Consider the following 22,120-nt stretch of genomic DNA (forward strand, 5'->3'; position numbering starts at 1 on the left):
CTTTTAGCAAACAACCGAACTTGGTAAAGAAACTTAATTAGTGTGAACTGAAAGCTATTTTTTATTTATAAATTATTATTTTTAGACAAAAAAATAGTGAGAAATTAATCTCACCGTCGGGAAGGAATCAGTTGTTTTTGAATCTGGTAGTCCCTATAAAATATAGTAAACCATGTAAGCTTTTACCGCAAGGGTATAATCAAATAATTTTAACTCTTTTTACTATTAAATTATTGGAATTTATTATTTCTTAAACAGATTGTTACTAAAACTTAAAATGAGTAATGATGTTTTAATGATGGTAACACAATCTTATCCGAAATTCCGATAATAATTCCCTGGCAGAACATCGCTAAAATCGTTCCTATGCCAACCGATAGAATCTGGCCAGTCAAGAAATAACAAATAATCATAATGATCACAGGTGGTGTGTAACTGATTAATTGTCCCCATCCCGCCGAACCATGAAGATATTTAAATCTTAATAAGTACGCTAGCTCATCATTGGGATGTTGGATCAAATTACATCTTTGATAAATTGAAGTTCCAACTGATACTCCAATCAAACCCAAAATATCGACGATCAAGCGTAGAACAATCGATAATTGATTCAATTGCAAAGGATTCATGATATCAGAGAAGAACCCCACTAAATAACTAAATGGCAATGAAAATAATAAATTTGATAAGAAGATATGTCCATCAAATTTACCTAACAAAAATTGATTAACAATCGTCACAATCACCGCATAAACGAATAACGTCGTTCCATATGTAGAATGCAACAGTGATGATATATTGACCGCAGAAGCTGTCCAAACAGCGCTCCCCATATTACTATTGATCATTAATGAATTAGCAAACGCATCAATGACGATTGCAAAGATCAGATAACCTAAACGTGTTTTAAATCTACCTTTTTCCAAAGCAAATCCTTTCCCAAAAATATATTAAAAAGGACAAGTCCAATAATTGTAATTGGTCTTGTCCTTATTTGTGACAACTGATTACAGAATTAAGTCTAAGTTAGACTGAAAACGTTGTCAATATTGTTTATTTACTTGGGTGATTCATTTCATCCATACTCAACAAATGATAAGTATGTTTTTCATTAGGATCATAAGCTTCAATTTGAGCCATCATACCAGTATCTTCATGTTCCAAGATATGGCAGTGATACATATAAACTCCAAATTTAGTAAACTGAACGGCAATTCTGACTGTTTCGCCAGCATTGACCCCAACAGTATCCTTCCAACCATGTTCGTTTGGATATGGAGCTTTGCCATTACGACTCAAGACAAGGAATTGGCAACCATGCATATGGAATGGGTGAATCATACCACCGTCCATATCATTGGTGTTCACCACATCCCAAAGGACAGTGTCACCAATCTTTTGCTTACGGTCAATTCTTTGCATATCAAAGAGTTTGCCATCAAGACGAACCTGATCATCCATCCCTGACATGACAGTTCTGGTTACAGGCAATCCTGGAGTTACTTCAGGAGCGTCAATAGTAGTTAATTTATCTGGCAAAACACTGTTATCAGCAGCATATTCACCAATCTTAAATTTCATAATTGGGATATTATCAGTCATCAAGGTAACGACATCGCCGGGCTTCTTGTCGCCAAAGTCAACAATGACTTCAGCACGTTCAGCACAAGTTAACATCAATTTAGTAAATTTAACTGGTGCTGGCAAAGTACCACCATCAGAAGCAATTTGTGTAAATTCATGTTCGTCGTCAAAGTGTAATCTCCATTCACGACGATCAGAACCGTTAAGGATTCTTAAACGAACTTTTTGAGTAGTAACATCAAAGACACCATTGATCGTGCCATTAACTAAAGCATACTTACCTTCAGTCCCATCCATGTCATAGTCAGCTTTGTAATCAAGTTGGTTATCATGGTAATTTCTATCTTGTAAAATAACTGGAATATCATCAACACCATAGTTACGTGGGAATGGTAGTTTTGCTTCTTCATCATCAGTTACGACAACCGCAGCAGCTAAGCCATTCCAAACTTGGCGAGCTGTGTTTGGACATGGGTGTGGGTGAATCCAGTCAGTTTGAGCTGGTTGATCCAAAGTGAAGTCAATATCACGACTGCCACCAGGATAAACTGGTGCATGAGGACCACCATCAACAATTGGTCCAGTAACATTTAGACCATGCCAGTGGAAAGTTGTAACTTCTGTCAACTTGTTAACTAGATGTACATGATAATGGACACCCTTCTTTAAAACGATTGTTGTTCCTAAGAGTGCGGCATTATAACCCCAAGTCTTAGTCTTAGCACCGGGTAAAATCTGAGTTTCACCTTCCTGTGCTGTGATTGTGTAATAGACATCGTTACCGTCTACCTTATCTGGTTTCAATGCTGCTGGAATGTTCAAAGGCTTGTCTGGAACGTCGTCAGCCTTCTCTAACGGAACATATCCACCATCATGTAAATCAAATACTGGTTCATCGAAAAAGTAATCATTGTAAACTTTTGAATCTGTCATTCTTAATCGCCACCCTATTTAGTTTTTGATTGAAAAGCACAAATACAATTTACTAAAGCTTCTACAAACATACCGATTCCCATCATGTACATTGCAATCATGTTCTTGTTCACGAAGACAAAGTACAATAAAATTGCGTAAAAAATTAGCATGCATACAGAGAATAATTTAGATCCACCTGCCATGTTATTCACCACCAAATTTTAGTACACTTTTATTCTAATACAGTTACTGACTGTTTAAAAATAAACTTTCGTGTGTTTCAATATATCAATATTCATAAATAATTAGTTGATTATCTATATAGTTAGCCATATATACTTCGGCCACATCTAAGTTACGTTTCTTTAACTGTTCATCGACCCATTCAGTATCTTTATTGATGGTCGCCAATTCCTCAGCATCGATTTTCCCATCCAAAATAATTGGATATTTGATACTGTCTTCATTTTTCATAACTAAGGTTAATTGACCATTTCGTTCAAAAACGCCACGCTTAACATTTCTAAGATCCATGACGCCAGCTTGGCGCAATTTAAATGACAGATCATTAGCTGACAAACCATTTTTGAGAGCCAAGTCGACATCAATCTGACCATTTTTGATAATCATCTGTGGCGTCCCCTCAATAATTTTCTTAAAAACATTATTGTGATTAGTTAAAAACTTGGCTACAAAAACTACCAAAGTCCAAATCAACAGGACTAAAGTAAATTGTAGTAGCGTGATGCTAGCGTTATAAATCATTCCACCGACAATACCACCAAGCACATAATTTTGTAGTTGATCAATCGCACTGGTTGGGGCAATGTTCCCACGACCAAAGAGATTGATCTGTAAAACCATGACTAGAAAACCATGACTAGAAAACCAATAATAAATTTTAATGTTAAATCACCATATGATAAGACCATCATTCCACCTACTTTTTAACCAATTGGATTTTTTCAGAACTAATTAAGTTTGCATCCGACAAGGTATAACTGTTCAAATTATTATCAAAACTAACTCGATAAATATTTTTGCCCGATTTGATCAACATTCCCTCAGTCAGACTGGAACTATTTGAATAAAGTTTCTTCGCAGAGACTTTCTTATCTTTCGCAACTGAGCGCATTAAGGCCAAGGTTTGATTACTCTTATTATTAATGTCCAATTGTTGCTCATAGTTGTTGTAGTTGATACCTATAAAAAGAATTATTCCTAAAGCAAATATTATCAAAAGATCCCGATATTTATTATCAGATCTATTCTTGAAGTATAAAAATCCAGTAGTAAACATCGCTCCTGCCAAAATCAGCATTCCAATAATGAATAGGAAATTGGGTTCATTATTATGTTCAACCAGATACTGATACGAATAAAAATTCATAAACTTCTCCCCCACTTATTTACGATCAGTATAGCAAAAAAGGCTTACTAATAGATTAGTAAACCCTTTACTTAAATAATTGCTTGTCCAAGTATATAATTAGTTTCATAATATCTAAACATTAACAATAATTATAAGAGGTGATTGCTATCAATAATAATTCTAACCTGTGTACTTGGTTAAATATGAAACATTTTGAAAATGATATTCAAACCACCTTAGAAAAAGCACTGCTCAAATACGACTTGTCACCAGTAGAATTCAGTTTTCTTCACTATCTCTATGACCAATACGATTCCAAGGCTAGTCTTTTAGAAATCAAGGATTCGCTCAAATTAAGTTCAGCGGCCGTTTCTCGTATGGCTGTCCGTCTAGAAAGCAAAGATTGCCGCCCCATTGTTCGTTATCATAGTGACGATAACCAAAAAGCTGTCTGCTTAAAAATCACTGAGTCTGGTATTGCCTTTTTCAAAAAAACTTCCAAAGTGGTTGATGAATCATTGAATAAATCATTCGCTAGTGAGGATTTTCAGGACTTACGAGATATGATTTTAGCTACCAATACTCAAACTGAATAATTCCAAATAGATATAGAACAAATAAGCACGATAATCAAAAAAAGATTATCGTGCTTATTTGTTCTATTCTTTAAAAACTATCTCTAAGACTAACCATAGCCAAGTCAACAAACTAATGATCAGACTGAACCAAGCTAAGAATCCCATATGATAGCCAATATTCAACTTAGCATATTGATAATTTTGTTTAACTTTAATTGCGACTGTCCCCCGAAAACTCTTAGTAAGATTTACTCGTTGACCATTGATAGCAACTGAAGAATTACGATACTTGATAATTGGTAGATCAATCGTTGTGCCTGATTTAAGACCATTCAATTTGACCGTTAAGAAGCGGCCATTCGGTTTCACATTTATAACGGTCTTTTGACCATTAATATAACCAATATGACCCTCAATATCTTTCATATATGGTTGCGATGCCATTGGCGAATATTGTTCATAATAGCCTTCATATAAGCTTTTGCTCTGAATAATCTTAGCATTAACCGTTTGATCTGGTGCAGTTAAGTATTTCTGGTGTAACGCCCCATTGACCGACACTACCCACAGTCCTAACATAACGATGCCTAAAGTCCCAACTACAAAGAAATTTTTTAACATTGTATCTGGATTTGTAAAAATATCTGTAAATATTTTAGTCGCAATAACTGCTAATAATAATGTCGTAATCAATAAAAATCTAAACGGAAATTGAATCAAATTAAGCGGTGTTTTTTGAAAAATTGACCACGGAAAAATTTGCATAACCATAACAAAACTCAAGACCGCCAATAAATATATGCTGCGATAAGTCTTATTGAAGGACTTAAAGAAAAAGATCCCTAAAATCAACGCTATCAACAAAATAATTCCAATATTATAAATATTACCATCAAGTGTTCGATTGGCATTATTAGTCAAACTTGCCTGCAACAGCTTGATTGAGTTTTCACCTTTTAATACATATGGTGATAGCTGTTGGAATTTTTGATAAGTGATTTCCGCTAAAAATGGAACAAGGAAAACGGCACTAGCTAGAGCACTAGTGAGTATCGCTGCTAAAACGGCTTTCAAACGCTTTTGATAATCACTGGCCATAAACCAACATAGAATTAAGATAATAATGAAGAAAAAGGCAACAATTACCGTTGTCAAAATATGTGATAACAATAATAATGACATCCCCGCCGCTAACAGAGGCCATTTTCGATAATCTCTGAAGAAAGTTTCATAGAATCCCAGAAAGGCCAGCGGCAAAAAGACTGTGGCTAGATACTCTGCTAAATCAGCTCTTGAAAACACATCGATCAAACGATAATTTGCCAAACCATAAATCAATGAAAAAACAATTGCTTGTGTATTTGAATTGGAAAACTTTTTCATCACATAATGACTAATACAAAACGAAATGAACATGAAAAAAGCTAGTCCAGAATAATAGGCCGTCACTGGATTATGAATCAGTAAAGAAATCAAAATCATCGGTACCATTGTCACCCACGGATAAAATAAATTAATTCCATATCCAATTAAACTAAAGTTAGATGTTGAAATATTGGGCATGATCACCCCACTTTTAAACGAACTGTCTAGTGAAATCAAACGACCAATATGATAGACCATATCGTCGCCACCCCAAATGATACCTTTGGTATTAATGACCATCGTCATTAATATTGAAAGAATTAAATAGATCACTAACATGAATTGATTTTGATGTTGTTTTATCTTTAACATTATTTTCCCCGAATAAATAGTTATTTAGACGTATATCATATCACGTTGAATTTTTCTAAATCGACACTTTAAAATCATTTAATTAAACACATATTGTACTAAATTGATATTATTTTATTTAATTAATTTATTTTTCCCAAATGTAGTAAAACGACAATATTAGTCGTTACGACTTGATATTATTTGTTTTGTAAATATTTATTAAAGGGGAAATATACATGAAAAAATTTTACGGACCAATCGTTTTAGGGATTGCAGCTTTGACTGTCGCTGCACCAGTTGTTAATACCACTACCGTTTTGGCTGATACTGACGTTCCCACTACTGGTACTGATGATGGAACTACTGAAGGTACTCCTGATCCTAAAGCCGGAAACGATGATAAAGCAACTACGGGTGTAGAAAATGGTAAAACTGATACTACCAGCACTGATAAAGATACTCTAACAGAACAAGAAATTACTGAGGCTTCAGAGTCTTATTTAAATAAATTAGATGATTTACAAGCTAAGTTGACTACTTTTAATGGAACAACTCCTACTTTGACTGAAATAGGACAATATATTTCAAATCAAAAGGAATCTATCAATGCCGCCAAACCAACCACAGCTGAAGATTATGCTGAATTGAATTCTGATTTAAAAGCCAAAGAAAATGACTTAGAAACAAAAATAACATCTAATTCCATTTCATCATCTGTCGTTGCTAAAGATGATACAGATAAAGTTACTAATTTCCGTTTAATTAATATTCCAATTGAAAAAGATCCAGCATCTACGATTACAGCACCAAAATACCTAACTACTACTGGTATTGATACCGCCAAAGATAATTCCGACATTGGTCTAACCGGAAAAGTATCATTAACCAACGGATCAATCGTCGTAAGTCCTCAAGATGATTCTTTAAAACTTAAAGATACTGCAGTTACAATCAGTACAGCAAAAGACGCTACTAACGTTTCCGCTTCAATGGATTCTATTAAAGCTGCACAAGCTAAGGTTCAAAATGTAATTTATGTTTTATCACAAGATACTAGTACAAACCAAACAGCACTCAATGATATGATTGCCCATCTTAAATCACTTCAAGGTAGCATGTTTCAAAATAAGGGAAACGGAATAAGTGCAAGTGGTTTAAATGATTTAACTAAGCAATTTAATTCTTATGTAGAAGATAACATTGTTCCAATATCTGTATCTGTATCTGGAATTGGCACTGGAGGGTTTATTGAACCTACTGTGCCATTAATCAAAAACGCCACTGTTTATATTCCTGGATCAACAACTGTCACCGATAATTACTACGTTGCTGAAACCTTTGATAAAGACGGAAATCTAATTTCATCTTATCTTGCCGATAAAAACCACAACGTAGTTAGAACCACTAAAGTTATCAAATCTTGGATTGGCGATAATTCTGATTCTTCTAAGGCAATAACATCTGACAATAGTCATCCTACAGTTATTAATAACAATTCAAAACATCACAATAACAACTCAAATCATCACAATTCAAGTAATAATACCAAAACAACTACAAAACCTGAAACAAAACCAGAATCAACTAAATCAATTTCAGAACACCAAACTACTTTACACCAAACTACTTTCTACATTCTCCCTAACATACTTGCTAACCTCTTTGATGAAAACGGCAATGTACTCAGTGAACGTGCTTTAGGTGGCAATTCTGCCTGGTTATCTGACAAATTGATGACACTTGACGGTGTTAACTACCTTCGTGTTTCAACTAGCGAATGGGCTAAACAAGCTGATGGTCTCGAAGTTACTCCTCTAGATCAAAGCGTTTACACTAAAAATGATGCCCGTCTTTACACTGGTAACGGCAAACTTGTTAGTGATCGTGAATTAGCTAGCAATACTGCATGGCGTACTGATAAATCTGCCACAATCAATGGTGAAAAAATGTATCGTGTATCTACTAATGAATGGGTCAAAGCTTCTGATTTGAAATAATTATTCATAAATAGCATTTATTAATATAAGAACACAGTCCTTCATTATTTTCCAAATATCTAACATTTGGCATACTGCCAACTTTCCTTAATTTCAAAATTTATATTGCTACTATTATTACTTGTATATGAATTATTTTATAAGGGGAATATATATGAAAAAAATTTACAAAACAATTATTATCGGACTAGCCGTTCTTACGGCTGCAACACCGGTAATTACAGCTACTACTGTCAAAGCCAATACAAATAACTCTGCCATTACACAGAGTGGTTATGGCAAAGGGGCACAAGCTTTTGATCAACAGGAACTACGCCTATCACATCTTCACGCATCTGGTAACTTCGTACCCGCTCAACTGATAACACTGGATAAAGTTCAAGCTGATGTTAGTGATAGATCATTTGGAGCTTCTGATGATCAAAAACTACAAATTGCTAATGATTTAAAAGCTTACTTAGATAAGGATGTCGTCGACTATTCTGGTACGATCTCTTATCCAACCACCAACGTTAACAATCAATTAGATTTCGTTGAACATCTTAATACTAATGTCTACAATTCAACAGTTTATTCATTTAAGAAACTCGATCAACCAGAAATGAAATCATACAGCGAAAAAGGTTTTACCATTATTGATAAAGATGGTAATCCCAATAATGGTCAACTATCAATGTCTATTAACGAATTTGGTCAAATTACTGTCGAAAGTAAATACCTAATTTATATTGGTGGATTTCCTAACATTCGTGCAGTTAGAATTGGTGAAGTTGCTAAACCATCAATGAACGAATGGACTGCGCAAGACAATACCGTTTACACTAAAAACCATATTTCCTATCTCCATACCCTTGAAGGAAAAGCTATACTTGATCGTGCTTTAGGTGGTAATACCGCTTGGTATTCAGACAGATACGCTACAATCAATGGTGAAAAAATGTATCGCGTTTCTACTAACGAATGGGTCCGTGCTGCAGATATTATTTAATTTTTACTCCAGCCTAAATATCTTTTTTATAATTCTGTTAATTAAAATTATTTGGTCTAAAACGATTGCTTACAAATAATATTTTTAAATGAAAAAATAACCATATTAACTGATATTCTTCAGTCAATATGGTCATTTTGCTTTTATTAAGACAAATCTGAATAAGTTGATATCTCTTAAAATAGTTTAAATCACTAAAAACAAAAGATAACTATCTAGTCTGGAATTAAAACAGTTTGGAGGAATCAACAGTGCAATTTCCACTGCGTACCAGTACTCGATATTGCCGAATGGAAGACAGTAGTACAATGACAGCTTTGTTAGTTTATGCTCTCCAATATATTGGAATCGATATCCTGTTCTTTATTTAATTCCAAGGAAATTGTAAACTGATATTCTTATTAAATTTCTCTTGTTCCATCAACTTCGACAAACGCTCACCCTGACGCTTATGATATCCGCTGCAAACATATTCTGCTTCATCATTATCCGGTACCACTCCTGGTAAAACAATTTCTTTATCAGTGACTACAAAGGTTGAAAAACAAGTTAAACCCAAGAAACGTTTACCAGTTTTCAAGTGTTCACCAATAATCTTAGTAAAGACTTCAATTGAGCGACTACCTACTCCAGAAACATATGACTCAGTACACATTGAATCTTGTAAACCAAAGGGCAAAATGAAATTGACTTGATCAATTGAAGCTGTAACAGTTTCAATTCGGGCAACCCGTGACGCCGCTATGGATGAATTGTCGTCAATGATCATCAATGTGCGACCACCAAAAACAGTATTATGTTCATTCAAATCTGACGAAAAAACTCGATGATTACTAATTGATAATGTTTGTGAGCATTTTAATGTTTCCATTCCTACACCTCTTAATTTAAAATCAAAAAAACAAGCCACTCTGCTAAATCCCTTAACAGTCATGACTTGTTAAATTCATTTATCACTTGAACAATGATCCCTCCCGGAATCGAACCGGGGACCTACTGCTTAGGAGGCAGTTGCTCTATCCAACTGGGCCAAGGGACCATGAACACACTTTTTATTTTAACGCAAAAAGTGTGTAGATACTAAATTAGTTTAATCTTGCTTAGTTTGTTTTTTATGGAAACTACGTTTTCCCTTATTCTTTTGATCACGTAAGCGTTTCTTAGGCTTGCTATCAGTCTTAGCCTTCGCTTTAGGTTTGATATTTTCTTTAGGAGCGTCATGACGCTTAACTTTATCAAACACAGGCTTCTTTGATAGTTTACCTTCGTGATCAATATAGACTTTAGTAATATCAGCATCAACCAATTCTTGGAGGTTACGCATATCGTGACTGTTACCAAATGTAATTACATTACCGCTTTTACCCATTCGTCCGGTACGACCAGAACGGTGAATATATTCATTGTTATCTCTAGGCATACTGTAGTTAATGATCATATTGATATCATCAATATCCATGCCACGAGCAGCCACATCAGTCGTTAACATCAAATTAACTTTCTTAGTTGAGAATAACTGTAACGCCGTTTTACGTTGTTGTGATGACATCTTACTGTCAAGTGCCACAAAGTTAGTCTTATTATGATTCATATCACTAATCGTCTTGTGCAATGAGCGTGAATTACTAAAGAAGACAATTCCCAAGAATTTTTTATTATGAGCTAATTCACGTAAGATAGCATTCTTGATAAATTCATTGTTTGCATCAACAAAATGATGTTTGATTCCGGCAGTATAAGTTGTGTCGTGTCGTTGATCAATAACCAAAAACTCTTGACCGAACCACTTATGCATATCTTGGAAAATATCATTTCCAGTAGCAGAGAAGAAAGTCATTTGCACATCAGCAGGCATTTGTGAAATGGTACTACGAACGCTTTCAATTTTTGATTCATTCAACATTTCATCGGCTTCGTCGACAATAACAGTATTGATCTTACCTAGTTTAACTTTTCTAGGTTCAACCAATTCGTTCAATCGACCTAATGTAGCGACAACAATCTCTGGTTTCTCACGCAATTTTTTAAGTTGGCGAGTGGGATTAGCCCCACCAGTTAAAGCCTGTACTTTACAATCAACCAATTTAGCTAATGGTTGAATAACATCGCGAACCTGCATGGCTAATTCTTGAGATGGTTCCAAAATCAATACTTGCAATCCATCCCGTGGCACTAAAGTTTCCAACATTGGCATTACAAAGCCCAATGTTTTTCCTGATCCAGTTGGTGCCATAGCAACTAGGTCTTTGCCCTCTTTAAAGGGCATATAAACAGCATCTTGAATCTTAGTTAAAGTTTCAAATTGATTTTGCTTAAAATAATCTTGATATAATTTTGGTATTTCCAATTTAGTTTTCCTCATCTGCTTCAAAAACAAGCCCGGCGCTTGTTCTAGCTTGCTCAAGCACTCTATTTACTATTCGAGCGTATTTTAATAGTTTATCATAACTTGGTTGATCCTTTTCAGTCATTATCCTAGCAAATTCGACTGCCTCAGAATCCATTGGATTTTCACTCTTATTAGTTGGTACATCGGTAATATTCTTATTATCATCGGCCCAATCAAGATGATTGATATCCCCACCATTGTCGAGTAATAACGTATCCCTTCCGAAATAAATTTCTGATGACATGTAGGAATTTTTTGTTTTACCAATAATAATATTGACGTCAAAAGTAGGGTAACTCAAGGTCAAACTACCACTGCCATCAATTCCTGAGCTCAAGAATTCAGCATCATAACAGACTTTTTCAGGTTGTCCAAAGAGCACTACTGCATCATAGATGGTATAAACGCCAAGATCGTATAATGCTCCACCAGAAAATTTAGTTGTAAAGACATTAGGGGTTTTACCAGCCTTGAAGTCGTCATAACGGCTCGAATATTTCATATATGAAAAGGTTGCCCCACTTAAATCAGCTCGATGATCCGCAACCACTTCTTCAATTTTCTTAAAAATTGGTTCTTGAATATGTCTAGCTGCTTCAAATAGGTAGACATTTTTTTCATGTGCCAATTTATCTAAAATCGTAAACTCCTCAATTGTTGACGTAATTGGTTTTTCAACAATAACGTTCTTGCCATTTTCAATTGCTAATTTTGCCTGTTCAAAATGTAATGCATTTGGTGAGGCAATGTAAACTGTATCAAAATCTTCCTTAAAGAAAGCCTCCAAATCAGTACTGATCTGAATATTTTTCTTATCTAAATCAGCAATAAAACTTTCAGCTTTTGCTTCAGTACGTGAATAAACATGTGTTAATGAAAAACTTTTAGTTTCATCGGTTGCCTTAACGAATTGTTCTGTGATCCAATTTGTTCCAATTATCCCTAAATTAATCATAAAATCACCTCTCCTTAATTCTACTTATATGTAAGCGTAATTACCAACAAAAAAATAACCGAATTCTATCATTATGGTATATAATTTTATTCTATACCATTTTGAGGGGAGTACTTTTGCTTTATGAACAACGATGAAACAGACAAATTTAGTTTGAAAAGAGATTTAGGTTTCTTTCCAGCACTATCAACCGTAATGGGTCTTGTAATCGGTGGTGGAGTATTCTTCAAAATCTCCAGTGTTACGGCCGCTACCGGCTCACCTAGCTTAACCATTTTTGTATGGCTACTAGCAGGCTTTATCACTATCAATGCTGGTTTAACAGTTGCCGAACTAGCTTCAGCTATACCAGTTGCCGGAGGAATCTATAAATATATCGAATATATCTATGGAAAGGTTCCTGCCTTTTTATTGGCTTGGGCACAATCAGTTATCTATTATCCTGCTGGTATCTCAGCCTTATCAATTATTTTTGCTACTCAGGTAATGAATCTCTGTAACATTCCTGGCACCTGGCAAATACCAATAGCTATTTCCTTAGCTGTTTTCCTATATGCAGTTAACCTTCTAGGCGCTAAAGTCGGTGGAAGAATCCAATCGATCTCATTGATTGCTAAACTAATTCCAATCATTTTGATTATTGTTGTAGGAATCTTCACACCATCAAGTAATCATATTTCTCTTTTCCCAATTACCTCAGGTACTCATCCGAGTTTCTGGTCTTCAATGGGTGGGGGACTTTTGGCCACAATGTTTGCCTTTGATGGCTGGATGAACGTTGGTAACTTGGCTGGTGAAATGAAAAAGCCTGAAAAGGATTTAGCAAAATCAATTATCGTTGGTCTTTTCTTCATTACTTTAATTTACGTTCTAATCAGTTTTGTTTTCATTAAAGCCTTGCCTTTTCATTTAATTCCTGGAAATCAAAATGCTGCTTCTGAAGCCGCTATTAAGATTTTCGGTAACATTGGTGGAAAAATCGTCACTATCGGTATTTTAATTTCAGTCTTTGGTTCCGTTAATGGCTACACCATGACTGGCCCCCGTGTCAGTTATGTTCTTGGAGTTGATGATGAAATTGTCTTTTCTAAATTCTTCTCTAAACTAACTAAAAATTCTCGTGTTCCAGCTAATGCTGGTTTCATTCAAACTATCATTGCTATTATCATGATTTTCATGGGTAGCTTTGACTATCTTACCGATATGTTGGTTTTTGTCATGTGGATTTTCTCCATGATGATGTTTATCGGTGTCTTCATTTTACGTCGTAGTGAGCCTGAATTGGAACGTCCTTATAAAATCCATTTCTACCCACTTCCACCGATCATTGCACTTGCTGGTGGGGCTTACATAATCATATCCACCCTGCTACGCCAACCTGGATTAGCATTTACTGGGATCGGAATTACCCTCCTAGGATTGCCAATTTACTACATTCATTATTTCAACAAAAAAAGGTCGCTTTGATAGCGGCTTTTTTTGTTGGAGGTTATAATTTTCTTAGGTTCTATATATATGAAATGAATTGCAGGTGTTTTCATGAAAGTTCAATTTAGTAACAAATTTGAAGAAAAATTGGTTCGGTTAACCTTAAAAATTCAACGACTATTGATTTATCGGATCATCCAGCGAACCTTACTATTAATTTTTCCTTTTGCCTTATTTGGTAGTTTCATCAAAATAATTCAAACCGTTGTCCTTGGTAAAGAAGGTTTTTTAACTGATATCTTCCCAACACTAAACAATGACTTCGTCTACCGTCAAATTGATAATATCACTAATGGTTTATACAACTTATCTTTAGGCTGGGTCTCAGTCATTGCTATATTTGGTGCCGCCAAATATACCGCCAAGTATTATCATCGCGATGATCAATTGGCTGGTATCACTGGTATCAGTGCCTATTTAATTGTTGATTATTCTTATTCTAAAGTTCAACCATTTTCATTTCATCCTGCGATTCTTGGTATGCGTGGCTTACTCTTCGCCATTGTTTTAGGCATGTTTATTGGTTGGCTTTTTAAAATATCAAGTCGTCTCGCACCTAATTTAATAGATAGTAAAGCCACTAACGGTATCTTGGAAAGAACTTTCATTTCCTTAAAACCAATTATCTTCTCGTTAATTATCTCTATGATTTTTAGCACCTTAATAAACATCACTTATTATTCTGAAGCTCCAGGTAATTTCATTAATTCTTTAGCCACAGAATATACTTCTAGCAATAATTGGGCTCAATTGACCAAAACTTTAATTTTCTCTGTTTATACTATCATTATGTCATTCTTTGGTTGGTCTGGCGCTTACTCAGCTCTTGGAGTTGAAAAAATGGATATCTTATCAACCGTTAATTTAAATTATGCTTTACAAAAACATACTGCCTGGAATGCTCCCAATCCCTTCACCAGTTCAACCTTGTATCATGCCTTTGCCACTTATGGTGGTACCGGCTGTATTCTTGGATTGATCATCGCTATTCTAATAGTCTCACGTGATAAAGATTTTCAAACTGTCGCTCGTTGGGCCATGATTCCTAGTATCTTCAATATCGGCAGTGGTGTCATGACTGGTATACCAGTTTTATTCAATGTTATTTTTCTAATTCCTTTTATCTTAGCTCCTATCGCTAACATGTTAATGGCCGCTGTCGTAATCTCATTGCATCTGATGCCACCAAGCGTTTATCCAGTCCCAATTGGTACACCTGGTCCATTAATTGCTTTCATTGCCACTAATGGTAGCTGGCAGGCTCTAGGGTTCTCCGTGGTGGCAATAGCCATCTCAACGTATATTTATATACCATTTGTTAAAATGGCCGCTAAGGTTAAAATATTGGATAATCTAGGCCTCGAAGAAGGTGACGATTAATGCGCACTCGTAGTTTAAGAAAAAATAAAAATTTTAAATATCTTGTTCTGCTTGCGATAATTTTAGTTTTACTTGGCATTCCGTCATATATTTGGACCAAAAAAAATGTTACTACCTTGGCTGGTAGATACAATTCTCCCATGTCTCCGGTTATTATGATTCCTGGAAGTAGCGCAAGTGCTAATCGCTTTGATGACCTTGTTAAAATCGTTAATCGGAAATATGGTGAACACCACAGCCTTTTGAAAATGACCGTTCATACAAATGATACGATTACTTATTCTGGTAGTATTCGTCCTAATGATGAGCGTCCCTTTATCGTTGTCGGCTTTGAAAATAACAATGATGGATACTCCAATATCAAGAAACAGGCAGCTTGGTTCAACCTAGCCTTTAATAAATTAAAACAACGTTATCGTTTTAACAACTTCAATGCCTTTGGACATTCCAATGGTGGTTTAGTCTGGACTTATTTCTTCGAAAATTATTTTGATAACTCATCAATTTCCGTCAATCAAATGTTAACCGTTGGTACACCTTATAACTTTGAGGAAAAAAATACATCTAACCATACCCAAATGCTTAATGATCTGATTAAGAAACGTGACAAAATACCTGAAGATATGACTTATTCTTCCATTGCCGGAACACAACTTTATACTGATGATGGTATCGTACCGCTAGGCAGTGTTGATGCTGGTAAATATATCTACGAAGGTCATATCAAACACTATACCTTGATAACCTTGACCGGTTCTAAGGCTCAACATTCTGATATGATTGCCAGTGACCAATTTATTAATATTTTCCATCAATACATTGTTGGTAATAATATTAATAACCCTGGTCACAACAAGACTAATAAGAAGGTTCCTAATCCGCAACAATAAATTAACTTGTATTACACTAATCATTTAAATACAATTAGCTTATGGTATATATAGATTGGCAATTAAGCCTTATAGCGAATTTCTTCTTGTTATTCTCAACACTACAATTACATCGCTATTTTTTAAAATCATTTGATATAAGACATTTTTTATCCGATATAGCCATTTCTTTAGTGTTTGGTTATATCGGATTATTTGTTGATGACATATTTATTTTGTTATTTATTTGTTTTATTTTCTTAGCCAGTTGGCTTCTCTCGCGGCCACATCGCCTAGATATGCAAAAATCAATATCATTGATTATTGCGATAAGTGCCGAAATAGTTATGTTTAGTTTTGCTACCTACTCGGCCAGGATTTTATTCTTCATAGCTAATAATGAATGGAAACTAAGAATTCTTGAAGAATTTCAGCAAAACTTTATTACTATTTCTCTGATGATCAATGTTATCTTTTTAGCAATCTTTCTACTGGTGATCAATCAATTCCGAACTCAAATGGTTAAACTATGGATTCAAGTTGAGCAATATCATCTTGGTAAACAAGTTTTCGAAATGTCCTTGGGAGTTTTCTTAGCATTTATGTTAATTTTGATTATCAGTGACTTTCAAGCCGTAACCGCTACGATTCAAGCTTTTCTGTTACTGATTTTTACAATTGTTTTAGTAGTTACCTATCGTCAATTGATTTTCTTCGTTCATACGATTGCTATTCAAAATGAAGCTCAGGAGAAAATTATTTATAATAAGCAGCTAAATGAATATCTAACAACTGTTCAGCAACAATACACGGATATTAGAAAGTTCAAACACGATTTTCAAAATATCATGCTCTCAATGAAATCATTTGTTGATAATAGTGATTCAATTGAATTAAAAAATTATTATCATGATATCGTTAATGAAAAAAACACTTTGGAAAATATTAATGATGGTAATGTTGCTCAACTTCGTAGTATCGATAGTGATGCTATCCGTGGTTTGATTATTCAAAAATTCTTTGTTGCAAAAAGTAAACAGATTAAATTAAATTTGGAACTAAATCAAAACAATTATCATTTTGATAATGAAATTTTAATTATCGTCAGAATTCTCGGGATTTTATTGGATAATGCCATTGAATACGTTCAAACGATTGACGAAAAAACAGTCACTTGTGCAATAACGCAGGCCGATAATATTACCGAAATCACGATCGATAATCCGATTCAAAATGATTTGAATTTTAAAACTATTTTTAAAACTGGTTACACAACAAAAGCAAAACATTCCGGGTTTGGTCTAGCCAATATTCGTCGAATGATTTCTGAAACTGACAATCTCTATTTAGAAACTAAGGTTATTCATGGTCATATCATGATGACCCTCATTATCGTAGGAGGTGATTAATTGTTCCCAATTTATTTACTTGAAGACAACGATATTCAACGTCAAAAATACGCTGAATTTATCAAAAATGGTATTTTGATCAACGATGCCAATTTAGAATTAAAATCTATCACGGGTACAGTTGAGGATTTTCTTCAGGATTACGTTCCTCAAGAACAGGGACTGTACTTCCTAGATATGGAAATTCAAAGCAACAAATTAGCTGGACTAAATATTGCCGAACGGATTCGAAAAGATACACCGTTGGCTCAAATTGTTTTTATCACTACTCATGATGAATTGTCTTTGACTACTTTGGAACGAAAAATCGCTCCGATGGACTATATCCTCAAAGATAAAGGTCTCGACGAAATCAAACATCGAATCACTGATGACATCGAAACCGCCCAAAATAACTTACATCGTTATAGTCATTCTTCCAAAAATTTATTGGATTATAAAATCGGCAGCCGTTATTTCTCAATTTTAATGGACGATATTATTATGCTTTACACGCAAAAGGATGTTCCGGGTCGAATTTTTATTGTCAGCAAAAATCAACTGGCCGAATTCAATGGTTCACTGAATACTTTTGAAATCAACTACCCTAGTCTTTTTCGTTGTAATCGCAGTTATTTGGTTAATCTTGAAAATGCAACGACTTATGACAGTCATACTCGAACATTATCCTTCATTGATGAATCGACCTGCGAAGTTTCCTTCCGTAAAAATAAAGAATTGATAAAATTACTTTCCAACAAAAAAAATGTTTGATCACGTTAATGTGACCAAACATTTTTTATTTTCTTCCAACTAATTTATCAAGACTGACTTCATAAACGTCAGCAAAACGCATCATCATGTAGATATCGGGAGTTCTTGTATTGTGTTCATATTTTGAAATCGTCGTAATATCAACGTGCAGCATCTTTGAAACTTCTCGTTCTGATAAATTACAATGCTTACGACAAGTTCTCAGATTGTCACCCAAGAAAACTTTCTCATGATCTAAAATAATCTCTTTCATGGTATTCCCTCAATTCTTACTTATGAAAACATTATATTTCATAAATAAGGATTGTAACCTAATTCATTATGAACGTATTATTTTTCCCGATTAACGTAATTTTATAAGAGAATTTTAACTCCGTAGATCAAAAAACACACTGCAAAAACCAAACTCGCAATTAAGGCTATCAAAGCAAAAATCACTGGACTTGATTGCTTACGAATATTATTAAAGTATTGTTTAGAAATATAAATTTGCCAGATTCCAATTAAAATTGCACCGATTCCCAAAAGATATTTCATCATCTTAACCTTCTAATAATTATTTCTTAGTTCTACCGGCAAAGCCATATAATCCAATTAAAGCGACCAAACCTACAATTGGCATCACAATATTTCTAGTTGTTAGTTCAAAGCGACCAGCAGCCATCAAATAAATGATTGAACCAATAAAGATTACCGGCAAAATCATTCCTAAATACTTATTATGCTTATAACCCGCAAAACTTTGAAACGCCACGATTAGAATCGTAAGGATAAAACCAATTAATTCAATCATTTTTCTTCCTCATATTTTACTCAATTTTAACATTATCAAACTGAAAGTAAAAAAATGTCATCATTATATAATTCTAGTTTTATTATGCTTCCGTCTTCCGCTCGGCAATATCGAGGGACTGGAACGTAGTAGACAGTGGTTTCTAGATTTGATAAATAAAATTTTTTTAATAATATATACTTACTTTAAAATTGCAAAAAAATCCGTATTAGCTGATATTATAACCTCAGTTAATATGGATTTTTAATTTAAAATATTTTTCATTTATAAAACAATAAAGAAATAAATTAGTCGGGAGTACAAAGGCTGATGAGCTAAATAGCCAAATTTGACTTGGGTGGCGTACTTTGCCAGCTTAGTCAAAGGCCAATCTTGTAGACAACGTGATCTCCGTTGGCTTCAAGTTGTGCCGGCTATGTTCCAGCTCAATCAGCATTTGTGCGGACGACGGAAGTTTTAATCGAACTTAGGTAAGAACCTAGTTTCAACCAAAATAATTATTTTTTCAATTTAAGTTGAGTAACACATTCGATATGGTTGGTCATAGGGAACATATCAACTGGTGTAACATCACCAATTTCGTAAGTATCACTAAGAAGTTCCAAATCACGAGCCAAAGTAGCAGGATTACAACTAATGTAAACCATCTTTTCTGGCTTAATGTTTTTGATTGAATCAATCAATGAGTTAGCCAAACCTTTACGTGGAGGATCAACCATTAGGACGTCAATTGACATGTCATTTTTAGCCCATTCATTCAGAACATCTTCAGTCTTACCAACTACAAAGTCAGCATTATCAATACCATTGAGCTTAGCATTCTTATCAGCATCCTTAACAGCCTCTTCAATAACTTCAATACCAGTTATATGATCAGCCTTGTCTGCCATTGAAAGTCCAATTGTACCAATACCTGAATAAGCATCGACAACATTTTCCTTACCAGTAAGTTCGGCTTTATCGATTGCCAATTGGTAAAGATTTTGAGTTTGAACAGGATTAACTTGATAGAAGGATCTTGGAGAAATACGGTAAGTATGACCCAAAATTTCATCATCAATATACTTCTTGCCACCAAGCAATGTCATCTTAGGTCCAAACACAACGTTGGTATTACGAGAATTGATGTTCAAGTAAAGTGATTTAACTTCACTATTAGCCAAAATTTCTTTAGCGATGTCCTTGTAATGAGAAATATCAGGTGTCCGTGAAACCAAGACAACCATCATTTCACCAGTAAAGTAAGCACGACGAATCATGATGTTCTTGATTTGACCCTTTTGTTTATCTTCATCAAAACCACGAACGTTATATTTACGTAAAATATCACGAACGGCAATGATTTCAGCATCAATCTTAGGATCTTGGATCAAGAAGTTTTCCATTGGTACTAAATTGTGTGAACGACGGCGATAGAAACCGGTAGTCAATTTACCATTAACTTGGCGAACTGGTACTTGCGCCTTGTTACGATAGTTGAATGGTGATTCCATTCCCAAAGTTTCGTTAACTACAACATCTTTAAGACCAATTTTACTAAAGTCAGTTACAACTTGATTACGTTTGAATTCAAGCTGTTTGTCATATTTCAAATGGCTCAATGGAGCGATTCCTGTTTGAGCATAGATGGCATCAATGTCATGTACACGATCAGGAGATTCTGTTAAAACATCAAGTGTTCTAGCAAAACCAAAATTTTTGTTAATACGTGTGATAACTGCCTTAACAGTTTCACCAGGTAAAGCATTATCAACGAAGAGTGTGAAGTCGTCAACCTTAGCTACACCCTTACCTTCGTATGATAAATCTTGTATTTGTAGTTCTACTTCTTGGTTCTTTGTTAAATTTGGTTTGTCCATTTTTCACCTATACATAGAAAAAAGAAGTGTCCATAATTGATCCACTTCCTAATTCTTTTTATTTTGTATCTTTTTCTTTATCGAGATTTTTTTCTTCTTCAATAATCTTTTCACCAGCATCTTTTTCGCTCAGAGTTGATGAGTCAATTGCTTTGAGAGGAATAGAGTCAACATTTGCATAAATATTGAGATGATTATGTAAATTAGTAAATTCCATTGGGGCATCCCCACCATATTCACCATCTAAGTTGACCATAACTCGATTCTCATCATTGGCCTTTACACTGATTTTTTTAGTTTTCGTGTAAATAACTTTAGGGTTATAAACATGGCGACCACCATTCAATACTAAAGCAATTAAATGAACTAAATCTCTCAAGTTGGTTTCTTTAACGATAATCAATGAGAAAGTCCCGTCACCAATAACAGAATTTGGGGCAATTTGCTCCATTCCACCAATCGAATTAGTTAATCCTATCAGAAACATGGTTGCTTTACCATCAAAAATTCCATCATCGTATTCGATATGCATATCAATGGGACTGATTCTTGGTAACATTTCGGCACCCTTAACTAGATAAGCCAAGTAACCAAGGATTGATTTATAAGCTGAAGGTACCTCATAAGTCAATTCGGTCATTGACCCACCACCAGCAATATTAATAAAGTATCTTTTACCAGCTTGACCAATGTCGACTGGTAATTTTTGACCTTTAAGAATAACCTTAGCTGCCTCAACCACATCATCACGAGGTATTTTTAAAGCTCGGGCATAATCGTTAGTTGTTCCGGCCGGAATAATTGCTACTTCAGGACGTTTGTCCAAATCAGCAATTCCGTTTACAACTTCATTGATCGTTCCGTCTCCACCAGCAGCAACGACTAAATCAAAACCTTCTTTAGCGACTCTTCTGGCTTCATCTTTAGCTGAATTCTTCTTAGGTGTCGTTCGATAGGCACTAGCTTCATAACCAGCTTCTTCAATAATATTCAAAATATCTCCAACATTACTGTTCATGGTCTCGTGACCTGAAGTTGGATTATAAATAAGTCTAGCACGCATTAACTTTCC

General features: G+C 34.7%; 21 protein-coding genes and 1 tRNA gene. 8 read left to right on the forward strand and 14 right to left on the reverse strand.

Going from position 1 to position 22,120, the window contains the following annotated elements:
* Positions 1–272: 272 nt before the first annotated feature.
* The 4 genes from IV57_RS11190 to IV57_RS11205 form a co-directional block, all read right to left on the reverse strand.
* Positions 273–926, reverse strand: coding sequence for a YczE/YyaS/YitT family protein (locus IV57_RS11190; RefSeq protein ID WP_057881610.1), 654 nt, complete (start codon positions 924–926; stop codon positions 273–275).
* Positions 927–1,053: 127 nt separating this feature from the next.
* Positions 1,054–2,517 carry a multicopper oxidase family protein gene (locus IV57_RS11195; protein WP_057881611.1) on the reverse strand — a complete coding sequence of 488 codons (1,464 nt, stop codon included), beginning with the start codon at positions 2,515–2,517 and terminating at the stop codon, positions 1,054–1,056.
* A 270-nt stretch (positions 2,518–2,787) separates the two neighbouring features.
* The gene (locus IV57_RS11200) at positions 2,788–3,363 is read right to left on the reverse strand and encodes a DUF421 domain-containing protein (RefSeq protein WP_057881612.1); all 576 of its coding nucleotides are present in this window, start codon (positions 3,361–3,363) and stop codon (positions 2,788–2,790) included.
* A gap of 76 nt (positions 3,364–3,439) precedes the next feature.
* The gene (locus tag IV57_RS11205) at positions 3,440–3,889 is read right to left on the reverse strand and encodes a DUF3290 family protein (RefSeq protein ID WP_057881613.1); all 450 of its coding nucleotides are present in this window, start codon (positions 3,887–3,889) and stop codon (positions 3,440–3,442) included.
* 185 nt (positions 3,890–4,074) lie between these two features.
* On the opposite strand from IV57_RS11205, the gene IV57_RS11210 reads away from it, so the two are divergent.
* Entirely contained in the window at positions 4,075–4,467 is a 393-nt protein-coding gene (locus IV57_RS11210; RefSeq protein WP_057881614.1) for a MarR family transcriptional regulator, read from the forward strand.
* A 63-nt stretch (positions 4,468–4,530) separates the two neighbouring features.
* Here the strand turns inward: IV57_RS11210 and IV57_RS11215 are convergent, their stop codons facing one another.
* Positions 4,531–6,186: a hypothetical protein gene (locus IV57_RS11215; protein ID WP_057881615.1), complete on the reverse strand. Its 1,656-nt coding sequence runs from the start codon at positions 6,184–6,186 to the stop codon at positions 4,531–4,533.
* 218 nt (positions 6,187–6,404) lie between these two features.
* Between IV57_RS11215 and IV57_RS13380 the strand changes: the two genes are divergently transcribed.
* Together IV57_RS13380 and IV57_RS11225 are read left to right on the forward strand one after the other, a co-directional pair.
* Positions 6,405–8,165, forward strand: a complete 1,761-nt coding sequence (locus IV57_RS13380; RefSeq protein WP_057881616.1) for an SLAP domain-containing protein — start codon at positions 6,405–6,407, stop codon at positions 8,163–8,165.
* Positions 8,166–8,319: 154 nt separating this feature from the next.
* Positions 8,320–9,153, forward strand: a complete 834-nt coding sequence (locus IV57_RS11225) for a hypothetical protein (RefSeq protein ID WP_057881617.1) — start codon at positions 8,320–8,322, stop codon at positions 9,151–9,153.
* A 367-nt stretch (positions 9,154–9,520) separates the two neighbouring features.
* Here the strand turns inward: IV57_RS11225 and IV57_RS11230 are convergent, their stop codons facing one another.
* From IV57_RS11230 to IV57_RS11245, 4 genes are all read right to left on the reverse strand, one after another.
* The gene (locus IV57_RS11230; RefSeq protein ID WP_057881618.1) at positions 9,521–10,024 is read right to left on the reverse strand and encodes an acyl-CoA thioesterase; all 504 of its coding nucleotides are present in this window, start codon (positions 10,022–10,024) and stop codon (positions 9,521–9,523) included.
* Positions 10,025–10,118: 94 nt separating this feature from the next.
* Positions 10,119–10,192 (reverse strand) — tRNA-Arg (locus IV57_RS11235).
* Between the two features lie 51 nt (positions 10,193–10,243).
* Positions 10,244–11,500, reverse strand: coding sequence for a DEAD/DEAH box helicase (locus IV57_RS11240; protein ID WP_057881619.1), 1,257 nt, complete (start codon positions 11,498–11,500; stop codon positions 10,244–10,246).
* 1 nt (position 11,501) lies between these two features.
* Complete coding sequence (locus tag IV57_RS11245; RefSeq protein WP_057881620.1) at positions 11,502–12,497, reverse strand: Gfo/Idh/MocA family protein; 996 nt, start codon at positions 12,495–12,497, stop codon at positions 11,502–11,504.
* A gap of 123 nt (positions 12,498–12,620) precedes the next feature.
* On the opposite strand from IV57_RS11245, the gene IV57_RS11250 reads away from it, so the two are divergent.
* The 5 genes from IV57_RS11250 to IV57_RS11270 all read left to right on the forward strand — a co-directional run bounded on the left by IV57_RS11250 (position 12,621) and on the right by IV57_RS11270 (position 18,396).
* Positions 12,621–13,964: an APC family permease gene (locus IV57_RS11250; RefSeq protein ID WP_057881621.1), complete on the forward strand. Its 1,344-nt coding sequence runs from the start codon at positions 12,621–12,623 to the stop codon at positions 13,962–13,964.
* Between the two features lie 72 nt (positions 13,965–14,036).
* Positions 14,037–15,365, forward strand: coding sequence for a PTS transporter subunit EIIC (locus IV57_RS11255; protein ID WP_057881622.1), 1,329 nt, complete (start codon positions 14,037–14,039; stop codon positions 15,363–15,365).
* A complete protein-coding gene (locus tag IV57_RS11260) occupies positions 15,365–16,255 on the forward strand; it encodes an alpha/beta hydrolase (RefSeq protein ID WP_057881623.1) in 891 nt (296 codons plus the stop codon). The genes IV57_RS11255 and IV57_RS11260 overlap by 1 nt, the downstream gene beginning before the upstream one ends.
* A 278-nt stretch (positions 16,256–16,533) precedes the next feature.
* Complete coding sequence (locus IV57_RS11265) at positions 16,534–17,643, forward strand: sensor histidine kinase (RefSeq protein WP_162261225.1); 1,110 nt, start codon at positions 16,534–16,536, stop codon at positions 17,641–17,643.
* Complete coding sequence (locus tag IV57_RS11270) at positions 17,644–18,396, forward strand: response regulator transcription factor (RefSeq protein WP_057881625.1); 753 nt, start codon at positions 17,644–17,646, stop codon at positions 18,394–18,396. It abuts the gene before it with no gap.
* Positions 18,397–18,421: 25 nt separating this feature from the next.
* On the opposite strand, the gene IV57_RS11275 is transcribed toward IV57_RS11270, so the two are convergent.
* The 5 genes from IV57_RS11275 to IV57_RS11295 form a co-directional block, all read right to left on the reverse strand.
* Positions 18,422–18,649: a helix-turn-helix domain-containing protein gene (locus IV57_RS11275; RefSeq protein ID WP_057881626.1), complete on the reverse strand. Its 228-nt coding sequence runs from the start codon at positions 18,647–18,649 to the stop codon at positions 18,422–18,424.
* Positions 18,650–18,750: 101 nt separating this feature from the next.
* Positions 18,751–18,936 (reverse strand): hypothetical protein, encoded by a 186-nt coding sequence (locus IV57_RS11280; RefSeq protein WP_157051955.1) that lies wholly within the window; start codon positions 18,934–18,936, stop codon positions 18,751–18,753.
* A 16-nt stretch (positions 18,937–18,952) separates the two neighbouring features.
* A complete protein-coding gene (locus IV57_RS11285; protein WP_057881628.1) occupies positions 18,953–19,189 on the reverse strand; it encodes a hypothetical protein in 237 nt (78 codons plus the stop codon).
* A 497-nt stretch (positions 19,190–19,686) separates the two neighbouring features.
* The gene (gene rlmD, locus IV57_RS11290; RefSeq protein WP_057881629.1) at positions 19,687–21,048 is read right to left on the reverse strand and encodes a 23S rRNA (uracil(1939)-C(5))-methyltransferase RlmD; all 1,362 of its coding nucleotides are present in this window, start codon (positions 21,046–21,048) and stop codon (positions 19,687–19,689) included.
* Positions 21,049–21,106: 58 nt separating this feature from the next.
* Positions 21,107–22,111, reverse strand: a complete 1,005-nt coding sequence (locus IV57_RS11295) for a diacylglycerol kinase (protein ID WP_057881630.1) — start codon at positions 22,109–22,111, stop codon at positions 21,107–21,109.
* Positions 22,112–22,120 lie beyond the last annotated feature (9 nt).

This window comes from Companilactobacillus kimchiensis (assembly GCF_001438805.1).
Classification (GTDB): Bacteria; Bacillota; Bacilli; order Lactobacillales; family Lactobacillaceae; genus Companilactobacillus; species Companilactobacillus kimchiensis.

What these genes read in the sequence shown, in the direction of transcription:
- IV57_RS11195 (WP_057881611.1), bottom strand. Translation starts at nt 2,517, where the DNA reads ATGACAGATTCAAAAGTTTACAATGATTACTTTTTCGATGAACCAGTA.
- IV57_RS11200 (WP_057881612.1), bottom strand. Translation starts at nt 3,363, where the DNA reads ATGGTTTTACAGATCAATCTCTTTGGTCGTGGGAACATTGCCCCAACC.
- IV57_RS11205 (WP_057881613.1), bottom strand. Translation starts at nt 3,889, where the DNA reads ATGAATTTTTATTCGTATCAGTATCTGGTTGAACATAATAATGAACCC.
- IV57_RS11210 (WP_057881614.1), top strand. Translation starts at nt 4,075, where the DNA reads ATGAAACATTTTGAAAATGATATTCAAACCACCTTAGAAAAAGCACTG.
- IV57_RS11215 (WP_057881615.1), bottom strand. Translation starts at nt 6,186, where the DNA reads ATGTTAAAGATAAAACAACATCAAAATCAATTCATGTTAGTGATCTAT.
- IV57_RS13380 (WP_057881616.1), top strand. Translation starts at nt 6,405, where the DNA reads ATGAAAAAATTTTACGGACCAATCGTTTTAGGGATTGCAGCTTTGACT.
- IV57_RS11225 (WP_057881617.1), top strand. Translation starts at nt 8,320, where the DNA reads ATGAAAAAAATTTACAAAACAATTATTATCGGACTAGCCGTTCTTACG.
- IV57_RS11230 (WP_057881618.1), bottom strand. Translation starts at nt 10,024, where the DNA reads ATGGAAACATTAAAATGCTCACAAACATTATCAATTAGTAATCATCGA.
- IV57_RS11245 (WP_057881620.1), bottom strand. Translation starts at nt 12,497, where the DNA reads ATGATTAATTTAGGGATAATTGGAACAAATTGGATCACAGAACAATTC.
- IV57_RS11250 (WP_057881621.1), top strand. Translation starts at nt 12,621, where the DNA reads ATGAACAACGATGAAACAGACAAATTTAGTTTGAAAAGAGATTTAGGT.
- IV57_RS11255 (WP_057881622.1), top strand. Translation starts at nt 14,037, where the DNA reads ATGAAAGTTCAATTTAGTAACAAATTTGAAGAAAAATTGGTTCGGTTA.
- IV57_RS11260 (WP_057881623.1), top strand. Translation starts at nt 15,365, where the DNA reads ATGCGCACTCGTAGTTTAAGAAAAAATAAAAATTTTAAATATCTTGTT.
- IV57_RS11265 (WP_162261225.1), top strand. Translation starts at nt 16,534, where the DNA reads ATGCAAAAATCAATATCATTGATTATTGCGATAAGTGCCGAAATAGTT.
- IV57_RS11275 (WP_057881626.1), bottom strand. Translation starts at nt 18,649, where the DNA reads ATGAAAGAGATTATTTTAGATCATGAGAAAGTTTTCTTGGGTGACAAT.
- IV57_RS11280 (WP_157051955.1), bottom strand. Translation starts at nt 18,936, where the DNA reads ATGATGAAATATCTTTTGGGAATCGGTGCAATTTTAATTGGAATCTGG.
- IV57_RS11285 (WP_057881628.1), bottom strand. Translation starts at nt 19,189, where the DNA reads ATGATTGAATTAATTGGTTTTATCCTTACGATTCTAATCGTGGCGTTT.
- rlmD (WP_057881629.1), bottom strand. Translation starts at nt 21,048, where the DNA reads ATGGACAAACCAAATTTAACAAAGAACCAAGAAGTAGAACTACAAATA.
- IV57_RS11295 (WP_057881630.1), bottom strand. Translation starts at nt 22,111, where the DNA reads ATGCGTGCTAGACTTATTTATAATCCAACTTCAGGTCACGAGACCATG.